The sequence below is a fragment of the Achromobacter sp. E1 genome (genome assembly GCF_037039475.1).
Classification (GTDB): Bacteria; Pseudomonadota; Gammaproteobacteria; order Burkholderiales; family Burkholderiaceae_B; genus Achromobacter; species Achromobacter mucicolens.
On sequence record NZ_CP146253.1, the window covers coordinates 1006776 to 1020835 of the forward strand.

A 14060-nucleotide genomic window follows, 5' to 3' on the forward strand; every position below is an offset into this window, starting at 1 on the left:
CATGCCTGCGGACCGGCGGAGCCGGATCCGCGGCATCCCGATGGGACGCACAGATACTGCTTCCTGGCGCCGCCCCACAGTGCATGTGAGCGTGGGGGGAAATCCTTTTACTTGACCAGGGTCCAGTTGCCGTCTTTGACGGTGATGAGCTCGCGGCCGCGTTCGTCAAAACCGCTGTGGTCGGCCGCGCTCATGTTGTAGACGCCTTGCGTGCCGACCAGCTCCTTGGTCTGCTCCAGCGCATCGCGCAGCGCGCTGCGGAACTCCTTGGTGCCCGGCTTGCCGGCCTTCTCGGCGATCGGCACGGCCTTTTCCAGCAGCAGGCCGGCGTCGTAGACGTTGGCGCCGAAGGTGGCGGGCTTGGAGCCGTTGAGCTTCTCGTAGGCGGCGATGTAGTCGGCGGCGACCTTCTTGGACGGATTGCTGTCCGGCATTTCGGGCAGCACCAGCATCAGGCTGGCGGCCAGCACGGTGCCTTCGACCTTCTTGCCGCCCAGCTTCAGGAAGTCGGGCAGCGCGGCGCCGTGGGTCTGGTAGAACTTGCCCTTGTAGCCCTGGTCGAACAGCGTCGTCTGGGGCAGGACGCTGGCGGCGCCCGGCGCGGCCACCAGCACGGCGTCCGGCTTGGCGGCCAGGATCTTCAGCGCCTGACCCGTGACCGAGCTGTCAAAGCGCAGGTAGCGTTCGTTGGCGGTGATCTTGATGCCCTTTTCCGCGGCCAGTCCCGAGAAAACCTTGTACCAGTTCTCGCCATACGGGTCGTTCAGGCCGATGAAGCCGACGGTCTTGATGCCGGTCTTGGCCATGTGGTCCACCAGCGCGCGCGCGATGATGTCGTCGTTCTGCGTGGTCTTGAACACCCACTTCTTCTGATCGTTCATCGGCAGCACCACCGCGGCGGTGCCCACCGGCGCCAGCATCGGCACGCCGGCCTCGGCGGCGAACTGGATCACGCCCATGGCGTTGGGCGAACCCGACGGGCCGATCAGCGCGTCCACGTTCTGCTCCGTGATCAGTTTCTTGAAGGCCGTGACCGAGTTGGTCGAGTCGCTGGCGTCATCCAGCGAGATGTATTCCACGGTCAGGTCGCCGATCTTCTTGGGCAGCAGCGGCACCGTGTTCTTTTGCGGAATCCCGACCAGCGCGGTGGGGCCGGTGGACGAGGTGACCACGCCGACCTTGACTTGGGCCAGGGCGGGCAGGGCGAACAGGGCGGCGACGGCAGCGGCGGCAGCGGCCAGGGGGAGTTTCTTCGACAGCATGGCAAAACCTCCGGGGTAGGGAGCAGAGTGGGAGTGCGGCTGGAAAGCGGAGAAAACGGGAACTGCGGGAATACTTGTTGCTTAAAGTTTCTTACCTTCAAGGATCAGCACTGTAGACCCGGGTCCCGGTGCTTACCTATCCGTCAAAACCCGAAGCGACGGTCAGATGGTGATTGAGCTGACGCTAGCGCCGCCGCAGACGAACAGCGTCTGGCCGGTCACGAAGCTGTTGGCGGGATCGGCAAAGAACATGACGGCGCGCGCCACGTCGTCCGAACGGCCCAGCCGCTTGACGGGGATGCCCTCGGCAAGCTGCCGTTCGCGTTCGCTGCCGGCTTCGATCACCTCGTAGAACATGTCGGTCTGGATGGGGCCGGGCGCCACCACGTTGACCGTGATGCCGTAAGGCGCCAGTTCCAGCGACCAGGTGCGCGCCATGCCGATCATGCCGGCCTTGGTGGCCGAGTAGGCGGTGCGCGTGGGCAGGCCAAGCGCGCCGCGCGAGGACATCATCACGATGCGGCCGAACTTGCGTTTCTGCATGCCGGGCAGGGCCGCCTGTACCAGGCTGATCGCCGCGCCCAGGTGGATCTGCGTCAAGCCATGCAGTTCTTCCTGCGTGACCTGCGGCAGCAGGTTCGGCCAGATCACGCCGGCGTTGTGGATAACGTGGCTGACCGGAAACTTCGCGGCGACCTCGGCGCCCGCCTGCGCGGTGGCGGCGGCGTCCAGCAGGTCCACCTGCACGTTGTGCAGCCGAGGATGCGAGAAATCCGCCGCGCGGCGCGCCATCGAGATCACCTCGTAGCCCGCGTCGAGCATGCTGCGGCAGATTTCCGCGCCGATGCCGGCGCTGCCGCCGGTCACGATGGCCACATGGGTTTGCGTCATGGTTTCCCCCTTTGATTATTGGTGTGGGCGGGACGGCGTCAGGCCGTGGGCGCCAGCGCCAGCACGCGCAGCGGGCTGCCCGAGCCGCTGCGGATCTTGAGCGGCGCCGAGAAGATCACCGCGCCGGTGGCCGGCAACTGGTCCAGGTTGGTCAGGCACTGCAAGCCGTAGCGGTTGTTGCCGTGCATGTAGTAGTGGCAGGGATAGGGCGGATCCAGATGCTGGGCTTGTCCGGCATCCGTGCCCACCGATTCGGTGCCGAACCCGTGCACGTCGCGTTCCTTGATCAGCCAGGGCACGACCTCTGCATCCGGGCCGGGCGAATGCGCGCCGTCCGCCTGCATGTTCAGGTATTCGGCGGGCTTGGCGCGCTTGGACCAGTCGGTGCGCATCAGCACCCAGGACCGCGCGGGGATGCGGCCGTGCTGTTCTTCCCATTTCTTGACGAAGTCGATGGTCAGGAGGAAGTCCGGGTTGCCGGCCGCCTGGGCGGAACAATCGATCACGCAGGCGCTGGCGATGAAGGCGTCGATGGGAATGGTGTCCACCGTGTTGTCCGGCTGGTCCTTCCCCGTGACCCAGTGCGCGGGCGCATCGAAGTGCGTGCCGGTGTGCTCCGAGCACGAGAAGTTGTTCCAGTACCAGGCCGGACCGCGCTCGTCGTAGCGCGAGATTTCCTCGATCCGGAACGGCCACGCCTGCCCGAATTCCGGCGGCAGCACGATGGTCGGAAACTCCGGCGTCAGCGTTTCGGTCAGGTCCACCAGGCGGATGCGCCCGGAGACCAGCTCGGTCATGAACTGGGCAAGGATAGGTTGACTCACGATGCGCTCTCCTGTTGGTTCCTGCGGGTGTTGGACACCCTTTGCTTCGTAGGTGTCTGACACCCGTTGCTGCTGCGTAGGTGTCTGACACCCTTTGCGTTGCTGCTGCGTAGGTGTCTGACACCCGTTGAGACGCCGTGCCAAGTTGCCGGCTGTCTCCCCAGGGTGTCAGACACCGGGTTCTTCTGCACAGCGTTATCCAGCGGTCAGCCGCCCGCGCCCAGCTCCCGTTCCAGCCCCTTCGGGTTCTCGGCCAGCCGCGCCCGGAATTCCTGCGCCACGTCGCCCACGTACACGTCTTCGATGCCATCCTTCAGCGCGCGCACGATGGCGGCGGCGATGGCCGCTGGCGCAACACGCGGGGGCGGGGTGCGTTGTTCCCATTCGTGGTCGACGGGGCCGGGAAACACGTTCACCACCCGCACGCCCGCGCCGCGCATTTCCGCGCGCAGGCATTGCGCCAGCGACAGCGCGGCGGCCTTGGATGCCGACCACATGCCGCGCGCCGGCAGGTTCATGTGCGCGTAGATCGACAGCACGTTGACCCACGCGGCGGCGCTGTTCACGCCGTCGGCGGCGCGGCCGCACAGCGCGGGGCCGAAGCTCTGCGCCAGCCGCATCAGCCCCAGCACATTGACGTCCATGGCATCGCGCGCGGTGTTCACGTCCTTGCGGCTCAGCAGCCCGCCCTCGCGCTCCAGGTCGGCCGTGTTGACCAGGATCTCGACCTTGCCGCCGATGGACGCGGCCACGCGCTCCACGGAATCGGTGTCGGTCACGTCCAGCGTCACGGCCTGCACGCGCGGGTCCGCCGCCAGGGCGTCGAACGCGGCGTCGCGCCGCCACGCCTGCGGATCGCCCAGGAAGACCAGCGGGCTGCCCGCATCGAGCAGCGCACGCGACACGGCCTGGCCCACGGCCGACTTGCCGTCGGTGACCAGCGCGCGGCGGAATTTCGGATCGCACGAGGTCTCGCGCAGTGTCTTGTCGTCTTCCATGTTCGGCGTATTCCTTTCGGGCAGGGCGATCATCACGGCCTGGCCGCTGCGGTCCAGTTTGAGGGCCAGGCGCACGCGCGCGCCGTCGGCGCAGTCCTGGTGGACGTGCGCCACGACGGAGGGACCGGCGTCCATCCGCACCGTGCCCACGCGCCACGGCAGGCGTTCGCGGAAGTACAGGTCGTTGCTGTGATGCAGCGTCGTGCTGACGAGCAGCACGCCGTTCGGGTCGGCGGGCCGCCAGGGCAAGTGCTCGGACAGGCAATGGCCGCACACCTCGCGCGGCGGGTACTGCACCGTGCCGCATTCCGCGCACGTCTGCAGATCGAAACGCCCCTCGGCGGCGGCGGCGGTCAGGCCCAGCGCGGCGCGGCTGCGCGAGCCGGGCGGCAGCGTGGGCTGCCGGGTCCGGGCGACGGGGTTCTTGCGCGGCGGCTTGGCCAGCGGCTCGGTCATGCGTCGCTCCTTGCCAGGATGGCCGCGGCGGTGCACAGCCCGCGGTCGTAATTGATCATGCCAAAGCCGCTGACCAGCCCCATGCGCGCCTCGCGCACCTGCGTGCCGCCGGCCGTGCCCGTCAACTGGCGCAGCGCCTCGACCATGCCCAGGTAGCCGCCGGCCGCGCCGGCCTGGCCCACCGACAGCTGGCCGCCGTTGGTGTTGAATGGAAAGCTGCCGTCCATGGTGAAGGTGTTGTCCCGCACGAACTGCGGCGCGGCGCCTTTCTTGCAGAACCCCAGGTCTTCCATCTGCATCAGGTTGATGACGGGATAGTCGTCATAGGCCTGCAGGAAGTCCATGTCCGCGGGGCCGGCATTGGCCTGCCCATACAGTTCATCGATGTCCAGCGTCCAGCCGCCCCGGGTCTGGATGGGATCGTCGATCCACGCGTTGTGGCGCTCGATGGTGGACAGGATGCGCGCATACGGCAGGTTCAGCGCGCGCGCCCGGTCCTCTCGCATGACCAGGAACGCATCGGCGCCCGCGCACGGCATGACGCAATCGAACAGGTGGATCGGTTCGGTGATGACGCGCGCGTCCAGGTATTGGGCGAGCGTCAGCGGCTTTTTCATCAGCGCGTGCGGATAGCGCAGGGCGTTGTCGCGTTGCGCCACGCAGAGCTTGCCGAAGTCCTCGCGCGTGGCGCCGGTCTGGCGCATGTAGTTGGCGGTCAGCAGCGCAAAGCTCGCATTCGGGCCGCCGGCGCCGTACGGGTAGACGGCGTCCTGCGCAAAGCGCGAGAACTGGCTGACCGTGTTGCGAAACGAGTCCACGTGGTTGGTGTCGCCGGCCAGGCAGGCCACGACGTCGGCATCGCCCGCCTGCACGGCGCGCGCGGCGCGGCGCAGCGCGGCCACGCCGCTCGCCCCGCCCATCGGGATGTGATCGAGCCAGCGCGGCGTCATGCCCAGGTGCTGGACCAGGCCGACCGCCGTGTCCGGCGCCAGCGTGAAGCTGGACACGCACAGGCCGTCGACCTCGGTCTTGGCCAGCCCGGATTGCCGGATCAGCGCGCCCAGCGCGCGTCCCAGCCACCAGTGCGCGGCGTGCGTGGAATAGCGTTCATAGGGAATGGTGACGGGCAGGGCCGCCACGACGCCGTCGTAGCCCAGGCGACTCATGGGCGCGTCCCCTCGGCCGGGCGCTTCTTCATGTGGCAGGTGTCCACGCAGCGCGCCGTGCCCGGCAGGGTGGGCGCCAGCGCCTTCATTTCGCCGCGCTGGATCTTGTTGGTGGTGGTGAGCGGCAGGCTGTCCACGAACGCGACATACCCGGGCGCCTTGTAATACGCCAACTGCGACAGCGACCATTGCACGATGCTGCGCGCGGCTTCGGCCATGACGTCCGCATCGGCGGGCAGCGTCTCCGGCACAACGCAGGCCAACACCTCGTCGCCGCGCACGGCGTCCGGCACGGCGGCCACCGCCACGGCCTTCACCAGCGGATGCTGCATCAGCACGCTTTCCACTTCCACAGCCGAGATGTTCTCGCCGCTGCGGCGGATGACGTTCTTCTTGCGGTCGACAAAGCGCAGGGCGCCGTCGGCCTCGCGGCGCACGATGTCGCCCGTGTGGAACCAGCCGCCTTCCCAGGCTTCGTTGGTGGCGGCCTCGTCCTTCAGATAGCCGGCAAAAAAGCCATAGCGCGGATCCTCCCCGGCATGGCGCACCAGCAGCTCGCCCGGTTCGCCGATGGCGGCCGGTTCGCCCGCGTCGGTCACGATGCGCACCTCGACGTCAGCTTCCTCGCTGCCGAAGCTGCTGGTGCCGACGTGGCGCGGTTCCTGGTTGGCGATGATGACGGCGCCCGCGCCGGTCTCGGTCATGGCCCAGGCCTCTAGCAGCGGAAAGCCGAAGCGCGCCTCGAAGGGGGCATGCAGCTTGCGGTCCACGCCCGCGCCAAAGCCGAAGCGGATGGCCGGCTGCAGGTCCTGCGGGGAAGGCTCGGCCTTCATCAGGATGGCGGGCATGACGCCCAGGTAGTGCAGCACGGTGGCGCGCGATTCGCGCACGCTGTCCCACCACGAGCGCGGGTGAAAGCGATCCAGCGGGATCAGGCAGCCGCCCGTCAGCACCATCGCCATCGCGGAATAGGCCATGGCGTTCATGTGCACCAGCGGCAGCGGCGTCAGCATGCGTTCCTGGCCGGGCCGCAGCGCGGCCAGGCCGCCGATGCGGGCGTACCAGCCGCCCGCATGCAGGAAATAGCGGTTGGGCAGGATGCAGCCCTTGGGCCGGCCGGTGGTGCCGGACGTGTAGAGCAGCGCGCACTCGGTCAGTTCGGAAGGCGGCGTGCCTTGCAGGGGCGCGGCGAAGGGCGCGGCAGGCGGCGCGTCGTCCGGGCCCATCACGCGCAGTTCCCGGCCCGCCCGGTCCGCTGCCGCCAGCAGGTCCGCGTGGCGTCCCGGCAGCGCGACCGCCAGCGCGATCTCGGAATGGCCGGCCAGATACTCCAGTTCGGCGGCGCGCAGGTCCGGATTGATCGGCACGACGGACACGCCCAGCGCATTCAGCGCAAACCAGTGCAGGAAGAACGCGGGCCGGTTTTCCAGCAGCAGGCCGGCGCGGTGGCCGTGGCCATAGCCCGCCTTCTCATACGCGGCGCGCAGCGTCTCGATGGCGTCGGCCGCCTTGCCGTAGGTCAGTTCGCCGGCCTCGATGCCATAGGCGTCCGCCGTTTCGGGCAGGATGCACAGGAACGGCTGGCCGCCGTGGCGGGATGCGGTGTCGGCAAAGGCCTGGTGGACGGTGGCGGTCACGGTTCGCTCCTACATGAACAGTTGGATGTTGCCGAAGGCCGCGTCGCAGTTGACGAGGTCCACGCGTTTCAGGCGGATGCGCAGCGCGCCGTCCTGTTCCACCAGGTGATGCGTGGCCCAGCCCGCAAAAAGGGTCTGCGTGTCCTGCCGCGTTTCGACGTAATGGAACGCGGTGCGCACCACGTGCCGCCCTTCGGCAGGCGCCGATTCGGGATGGTCATGCTCGACCGTGGGCGCCTGCAGCAGGTGATGGCAGCGGCTCTTGGGCTGCTGCGAGAACGTGCGCTGGCCCGCCAGCCGCTCGACGCGCACGCGCAGCAGCAGCTTGTCCTCGTACATCAGCGAGGCGTGCAGCTTCGCATCGGTCTGTCCATGCGCCAGCGGCATCCAGTAATAGCCGTCGTCCGTGTACAGGTTCAGCCATTCCTCGAAGCGCAGCTCGTCCAGCATGCGCGCCTCGGCGTAGACAAAATCGATCAACTCGCGGTCGCTTGCGCTCATACCGACTCCGATCCGGTCATGTAGCGGCCCCATGCGCGGTACTGGTTGCGCATCTGCCATTCGTTGGTGCCATTGGTGACGACGTTCTTCTGGTCCGCTTCGCCGGGCGCGTAGAGCCGTCCCACGTTGACCCAGTCGCGTGCGCGCGAGTGCAGGCCGTCCTGGGCGCGTTCGTACATTTCCAGGTCGTCGTGGCCCACCACGGACGTCGGCGCGTTGATGAGCCGGTTGTACATGAGCGTGCGCTCCAGCAGCAGGTCCGGCGCGCCCACCAGGCGAAACGTCCAGGACTCCACCAGCGTGCGGTCGGCGGCGATCGGCTTGAAGATCCGCAGCGTCTGGATCGGCCCCTTGACCATGATGTTGGGGAAGTACACCGTGTTGTGGCGCACGTCGCCCAGGATCGCCTTGGCGCGGTCTTCGCCGTAGGCCTGCACCATCGAATCCCAATACCCCGGAATGCCGGAATACGACGCGTGGATGGAGTCGGAAACGCCGGTGTGCCCGTGTCCGTTTTCCCAGACGCGGATGCCCATGTTCTCGAAGAACTCGTAGGGCGAAATGAACGGCGCGAACAGCTCGACCGCCATCGGCTTGGGCGTGCCTTCGGGCGCCTGTTCCCAGACCTTGACCGCCGTGCCCGCCGAGGATTCGTGCGCGACCATCGGATGGCAGGTGTCGGTCTGGTTGTCGACCAGCATCTTCCAGTTGCAGCGGTGCATGTAGCGCAGCACGCCGCCGGCGACCTCAAGGCGGCCTTCGGGCGAGCGGTCGACCATGTTGTCCAGCGTCGAAAGCGAATCGCCGAAGAATTCCTCGAACGACTGGCCCTCGGCGTTCAGCCGGCAGAAGACGAAGCCGCGATGGTTGCTCACGTCTTTCACGGCCGCCATGCCCTGGCTGGCTTCGCAGTTTTCCAGGCCGGTGTTCTCGTAGCCTTTTTTCAGCGGGATCGACAGCAGGCTGCCATCCGTCTTGAACGTCCAGGCGTGATAAGGGCAGCGAAAGAACTTGCCCGTGTTGCCGCAGGCCTCGCCCGCGACCATGGTGCCCTTGTGCGGGCAGCGGTTGTGCAGCACGCGCACGCTTTTGTCGCTGTGGCGGACCATCACCACCGGCTGGTTGCCCACGGTGGTGGTGATGTAGTCGCCCGGGTTGGGCACCTGGCTGTCATGGCCGACATAGACCCAGGTGTTGGCGTACAGGCGTTCCATTTCCAGGTCGAACAGTTCCTGGTCGATGAAAAGGTCCTTGTGCACCTCGGTGTCGCGGAGCAGCGCGCGGATGGCGTCGGGATTGTCGCGGTATTTGCCCATGGTCGCTTCCTTGTCGGGGACTACAGGTCCAGCACCAGGCGCGCGGACTTGGCGCGCGAGATGCAGATCTGGATGATCTTGCCGCTCGCCTTCTCGGTGTCGGAAAGGTAATAGTCGCGGTGGTCGGGCTCGCCTTCCAGCACGGTGGCCTGGCACACGCCGCATTCGCCGCGCTTGCAGTCGACCATCGGATCGCAGCCTTCTTCCTCCATGACCTCGACGATGGTCTTGTCGGCGGGAATCGTCAGCACGCGGCCGGACTGGCGCAGTTCGACCTCGAAGGCCTGGTCGCCGACCTGGGGCGCGGCCGTCGCGAAAAGCTCGAAATGGATGTGGGCGTCGGGCCAGTGGCGCGCGTGCGCGCCCTGGATGACGGCGTCGATCAGCCCCTTGGGGCCACAGACGTACAGGTGCTGGCGCGGCGTGGCCGACGCCAGCAGCGCCTGCAGGTCGAACCGGCTCGCGGGATCGTCGTCGGCGTGCAGCGTCAGGTCGCCGCCCGCCAGCGCCTGCAGCTCGGGCAGGAAGGCAAGCTGATCCTTGCTGCGGCCGCAGTAATGCAGATGGAACGCGCGGCCGGCGGACTTGAGCGCGGCGGCCATGGACGCAATCGGCGTGATGCCGATGCCGCCCGCAATCAGAATGACCGGCTCGTCGCCGGCAGGCGATTCGTGCAGCGGAAAGTCGTTCTTCGGGCCTTCCACGGTCAGCACGTCGCCCTCCGCCAGCGCGTGCATGTGGCGCGATCCGCCCTGGCTGGTTTCTTCCAGCCGCACGCCCAGACGGTACTCGGCGGGTTCGGCAAAGCGTCCCGCCTCGGGCGCCAGCTGCACCAGCGAATAGCAGCGCGCGTCGCGCAGTCTGGGGATCGTCACCTTCAGGTGCGCGCCGGGGCCGAAGGCGGGCAGCGCGCCGCCGTCTTCGCGCGCCAGCCGGAACGAGCGGATCAGCGGCGATTCCTGCCGGACTTCCCGGACGATCAGTTTGAGTGTCTGCACGATGTCTGTCTCTTTCTGTTGGCGGCCTCAGGCGGCCAGTTTTTCCGCAATCTGGCGTTCCATGGGCTCGCACTTCACGTTGGCAAGCGCCGTGTCGCGCAGCGCGCGCAGCGCGTCGGCGGCATCGGGACGGCCGGCCAGCTGGTCCGCCGCCGCGATGAGCTGCCGGTACTTGCCGCCGCCGCGCACATGGGTATCGCTGTAGCCCTTGACCAGGCGGCGGCAGTTGACGGTCTCGACCGCCAGCGCGTAGTCGCGCGGCGCCAGCCGGGCCACCAGCGCCAGCCACGTTTCCAGCGATTCGGCCTCGATCTGGTGGCGCAGCGTGCCGCGCCGGAAGCGCCGCATGCCGGCCAGCGTGTACAGCATCAGGAAGCCGCCCAGCGTGCCGCTGCGCAGGCGGCGGCCCTTGCCGAGCCTGCGCTCCACGAAGCCGCCGAAGGCCTTGGAGCCCTCCAGCCAGCGGCCCAGCCGCACCGGCAGGGTGCCGCAGATCTCTTCCAGCCGGGGGTGCATGAATTCGGTGGTGTCCACGAGCTGTCCGGGGCGCGCGCCGACTTCCGAACGCACGCGGTCAAAGCGCGTGCCGCGCGTCTTCAGGTCCGCCACGCGGATCACGTCGTCGTATGCCATGGCCGTGGCCACGTAGCGCGCGGCGGCACAGGTCAGCGCCCATTGGCGGGCGTCGCCGCCGTGCTGCGCGTCCAGGTCGCGGATCGCCTTCATGCGGCGCAGGTAGTCTTCGGCGTAGGCCAGGTCCTGGAACTCGATCTGTCGGCGCACGCCCGCGGTCAGCATGGGCTGCGCACAGGCCGGAAAGTCGCGCCGGATGGCGTCCAGCAAGGCCTGCGCGCGCGGGCTGGCGGCGCGCTCGGGCACGGGCGGAACGGGACGCGCGAGGTCGATGGCGGCGGGCGCGTCCGGCGCCTTGTCGGCCGACTCGAAGCCCAGCGCAAACGCCCGCAGGCTCGCGTCCACGCCCAGCCCCGCGCGCCGCACGGTGGCCTCGAAGTCGTCGCGGGTAAAGGGCAGGGCGCCGCTGCCGGCCACCGCGCCAAAGAGGCTGGCGCTGATGACGCTGCCGGCGCGGTCGGCCAGATCCTGCAGGTCGAAGCACAGGAAGCGGCGCGCGGCGGCGCGTCCCGCTTCCAGCACCTTGTTCGGGTCCGCGATCCCGTTGCCGGGCGCGGACTTTTCGCTGACTGCAAAGCTGCGGTGCGACGACGCGATCAGGACCGTGCGTTCGGGCGTCACGAGACCGCGCTGGATGGCGCGGCCGCCTTCCATCAATTCGGCGGCAACCACCAGGTCCACGTCGCCCGGCGTGGGCATCAGCGCCAGGGCCGGCTGGCGGCCCGCGCGCTGCACGTCGGCCTCAGGCAGCAGCTCCAGGTAGTAGATCGTGGCGCCGGTGCGCTGCGCCACGCCCGGCACCGAGGTCGTCTGCGCCCACCAGCCTGCGTGCTCGGCCATGTCGACGATCCAGTCGGCCAGCACGCCGCCGCCCTGGCCGCCCATGGCCAGGATGGCGATCTTGATGGGGTTGCCTTGTTGCATCACCGCCGCGTTCATGGTGCTGGGTTCCTCAAAGGGCGTCGTGCGCCAGGCGCGCCGCGCGGCGCCGTTGCAGAAAGCCGATCACCGCGCCGCGCAGGCGCGCCACGAAGCGGTCGGCGCCGGTCGGGTTGTGGATGATGTCGGCGCGGTAGAACGACGGGCACAGCACGGCCGCATGCGCGACCTCGCCACAGTTGCCGCAGCCCACGCAGCTGCTTTCCACGTGCGCGACCGGATCTTCCTTGAGCGGGTCGCCGCTGTCCTTGACCGTCAGCGACGGGCAGCCGGACAGCCGGATACAGGCGTGGTCGCCCGTGCAGACATCCGGGTCCACGCCAAAGCGTTCCTTCACGACGCGCTTGCCTTCCTTGACCGCCTTGTTGAAGAGCGGCTTCACGCGCCGCTGCTTGTTCAGCATGCATTCGGACTGCGCGATGATGACCTTGGGACCCTTGATGTCGGTGGTCAGCGCCTCTTCGATGGTGGCGCGCACCTTGGCGACGTCGTAGGTCCGGTCCAGCGTGCGCACCCACTTCACGCCCACGCCGCGCACGGCCTGGTCGATCGGGTTGTTGGTCGAGCGGTCGGGGTTGTCGGCGCGCGAGGACAGGATGTCCTGCCCGCCGGTGGCCGAGGCGTAGAAGTTGTCGACGATGACGATGACGCCGTCGTACTTGTTGAACACCGCGTTGCCGATGCCGGACGCCAGCCCGTTATGCCAGAAGCCGCCGTCGCCCATGATGGAGATGGGCCGCTTGGCGGCCGGCACGTTGAACGCGGCAGCGCTGGAGGCGCCCAGCCCGTAGCCCATCGTCGTGGCGCCCAGGTTGAACGGCGGCAGGATGGAAAACAGGTGGCAGCCGATGTCGCACGAGATATGGTGCTGGCCCAGCGTTTCCTGCGCCAGCGTCAGCGCGGAAAAGATCGGCCGCTCCGGACAGCCCGTACAGAAGCCGGCGGGCCGCGGCGGCACCACGGCGGCCAGCCCTTCGACGTGCTTGTGGAAGGTGATGGGCTGCTCGGCGGGGCGCGCGGGTTTGGGCCGCGAGATTTCGGTGATCGAGATCGCGGCAGGTTCCGCCTGCGGTTCAGCCGGGGCTTGCGCCTGGCCATCCGCCGCCACCGCCGGATGCGTCTGCAGCGATTCCGGCCGGTTGCGCTTGAGGAACTCGCGCAGGCCGTCGCGCATGACCTGGGTGGTGTATTCGCCTGCCATCGGCAGCACGTCCTTGCCGGACAACTGCGTGCTCACACCCGCGCGGCGCAGTACCGCGTGCAAGTTCTGCTCGATGTAGTCGGGCTGGCCTTCCTCCAGCAGCAGCACGGCGCGCTTGCCCCGGCAGAAGTCGATGACCTCGTCCTCGATGACGGGGTAGGTCACGTTCATGACGTACAGCGGGATGCGGCTGTTGCCGAAGTTGTCCGCCAGGCCCAGGAGCTGCAGCGCGCGAATCACGCCGTTGTACAGGCCGCCCTGCAGGATCAGTCCGATATCGTCCTGCTCGCCGTCGAAGAGTTCGTTGAGCTGGTGTTCCTTGATGTAGCGGATGGCCGCGGGCCAGCGCTCCTTGATCTTTTCCTGTTCGTGCAGGAACGACGCCGGCGGCAGCACGATGCGGCTGGTGTCGCGCGCCGGGCTTTCCAGCGCCTCGGCCAGGCTGAAGGCCGGGCGCTTGTTTTCCTTGGCGATGAAGCGCCCGTGCACGTGGCAGCCGCGGATGCGCAGTTGCAGCATCACGGGCGTCTTGCTGGCTTCGGACAGCGCAAAGCCGTCTTCCACTGCCTTGACCATGCTCTCCAGATTCGGGCGCGGGTCCAGCAGCCAGATCTGCGACTTCATGGCGAACGCGTGCGAGCGTTCCTGCATGATCGACGAGCCTTCGCCGTAGTCTTCGCCCACGATGACCAGCGCGCCGCCCGTGACGCCGCCCGACGCCAGGTTGGCCAGCGCGTCGGACGCGACGTTGGTGCCCACCGTGGATTTCCAGGTGACGGCGCCGCGGATGGGGTACATGACGGAGGCCGCCAGCGTGGCCGCGGCCGTGGCTTCCGAGGCGCTGGCTTCGAAGTGCACGCCCAGTTCCTGCAGGATGTCGTTGGCGTCGGCCAGCACATCCATCAGATGCGAGATCGGCGAACCCTGATAGCCGGCGACGTAGCCCACGCCCGATTGAAGCAGCGCCTTCGTGACGGCAAGAATCCCTTCGCCGCGAAATTCCTCGCCCGCGCCGATGCGCAGCTGCTGGACTTCTTTTTTGAAAGATCTTTCCGCCATCTGGATCCCTTACGCGGACCCGGGCGGGTCCTTAATCCGTGCTGCCGTGCAGCATCGTCCTGCCACGAAAACATCGCCTGAAAAATACTTTAGGAGTCAACGTTTTAGCTGTCAATAAAAAAGATGAAATTTCATGGAAATTAAAAAATATCACGCAAAAACAAGGGTGTATATACTGG

11 protein-coding genes are annotated in these 14060 nt (G+C 67.7%); all 11 read right to left on the reverse strand.

Annotated features, from left to right (window positions below):
* Positions 1-107: 107 nt before the first annotated feature.
* Complete coding sequence (locus V6V88_RS04585; protein WP_179691028.1) at positions 108-1262, reverse strand: ABC transporter substrate-binding protein; 1155 nt, start codon at positions 1260-1262, stop codon at positions 108-110.
* A 162-nt stretch (positions 1263-1424) separates the two neighbouring features.
* Positions 1425-2153: an SDR family oxidoreductase gene (locus tag V6V88_RS04590; RefSeq protein WP_338618137.1), complete on the reverse strand. Its 729-nt coding sequence runs from the start codon at positions 2151-2153 to the stop codon at positions 1425-1427.
* Between the two features lie 38 nt (positions 2154-2191).
* Positions 2192-2977 carry a cyclase family protein gene (locus V6V88_RS04595; RefSeq protein WP_223574382.1) on the reverse strand — a complete coding sequence of 262 codons (786 nt, stop codon included), beginning with the start codon at positions 2975-2977 and terminating at the stop codon, positions 2192-2194.
* 206 nt (positions 2978-3183) lie between these two features.
* The gene (locus V6V88_RS04600; RefSeq protein WP_338618140.1) at positions 3184-4431 is read right to left on the reverse strand and encodes an SDR family NAD(P)-dependent oxidoreductase; all 1248 of its coding nucleotides are present in this window, start codon (positions 4429-4431) and stop codon (positions 3184-3186) included.
* Positions 4428-5597: a thiolase family protein gene (locus V6V88_RS04605; RefSeq protein ID WP_338618141.1), complete on the reverse strand. Its 1170-nt coding sequence runs from the start codon at positions 5595-5597 to the stop codon at positions 4428-4430. Before V6V88_RS04605 ends, V6V88_RS04600 begins: the two co-directional genes overlap by 4 nt.
* Positions 5594-7234, reverse strand: a complete 1641-nt coding sequence (locus V6V88_RS04610) for an AMP-binding protein (RefSeq protein WP_062840332.1) — start codon at positions 7232-7234, stop codon at positions 5594-5596. The genes V6V88_RS04605 and V6V88_RS04610 overlap by 4 nt, the downstream gene beginning before the upstream one ends.
* A gap of 9 nt (positions 7235-7243) precedes the next feature.
* Positions 7244-7735, reverse strand: coding sequence for an aromatic-ring-hydroxylating dioxygenase subunit beta (locus tag V6V88_RS04615; protein WP_056321109.1), 492 nt, complete (start codon positions 7733-7735; stop codon positions 7244-7246).
* A complete protein-coding gene (locus tag V6V88_RS04620; RefSeq protein ID WP_338618142.1) occupies positions 7732-9051 on the reverse strand; it encodes an aromatic ring-hydroxylating dioxygenase subunit alpha in 1320 nt (439 codons plus the stop codon). Before V6V88_RS04620 ends, V6V88_RS04615 begins: the two co-directional genes overlap by 4 nt.
* Before the next feature lie 20 nt (positions 9052-9071).
* Complete coding sequence (locus tag V6V88_RS04625; protein ID WP_338618143.1) at positions 9072-10049, reverse strand: PDR/VanB family oxidoreductase; 978 nt, start codon at positions 10047-10049, stop codon at positions 9072-9074.
* 27 nt (positions 10050-10076) lie between these two features.
* Positions 10077-11621, reverse strand: a complete 1545-nt coding sequence (locus V6V88_RS04630; protein ID WP_062840335.1) for an indolepyruvate oxidoreductase subunit beta family protein — start codon at positions 11619-11621, stop codon at positions 10077-10079.
* A gap of 13 nt (positions 11622-11634) precedes the next feature.
* Entirely contained in the window at positions 11635-13881 is a 2247-nt protein-coding gene (locus V6V88_RS04635; RefSeq protein ID WP_062840336.1) for an indolepyruvate ferredoxin oxidoreductase subunit alpha, read from the reverse strand.
* Between the last annotated feature and the right edge of the window lie 179 nt (positions 13882-14060).

What these genes read in the sequence shown, in the direction of transcription:
- V6V88_RS04585 (WP_179691028.1), bottom strand. Translation starts at nt 1,262, where the DNA reads ATGCTGTCGAAGAAACTCCCCCTGGCCGCTGCCGCCGCTGCCGTCGCC.
- V6V88_RS04590 (WP_338618137.1), bottom strand. Translation starts at nt 2,153, where the DNA reads ATGACGCAAACCCATGTGGCCATCGTGACCGGCGGCAGCGCCGGCATC.
- V6V88_RS04600 (WP_338618140.1), bottom strand. Translation starts at nt 4,431, where the DNA reads ATGACCGAGCCGCTGGCCAAGCCGCCGCGCAAGAACCCCGTCGCCCGG.
- V6V88_RS04605 (WP_338618141.1), bottom strand. Translation starts at nt 5,597, where the DNA reads ATGAGTCGCCTGGGCTACGACGGCGTCGTGGCGGCCCTGCCCGTCACC.
- V6V88_RS04615 (WP_056321109.1), bottom strand. Translation starts at nt 7,735, where the DNA reads ATGAGCGCAAGCGACCGCGAGTTGATCGATTTTGTCTACGCCGAGGCG.
- V6V88_RS04620 (WP_338618142.1), bottom strand. Translation starts at nt 9,051, where the DNA reads ATGGGCAAATACCGCGACAATCCCGACGCCATCCGCGCGCTGCTCCGC.
- V6V88_RS04630 (WP_062840335.1), bottom strand. Translation starts at nt 11,621, where the DNA reads ATGAACGCGGCGGTGATGCAACAAGGCAACCCCATCAAGATCGCCATC.
- V6V88_RS04635 (WP_062840336.1), bottom strand. Translation starts at nt 13,881, where the DNA reads ATGGCGGAAAGATCTTTCAAAAAAGAAGTCCAGCAGCTGCGCATCGGC.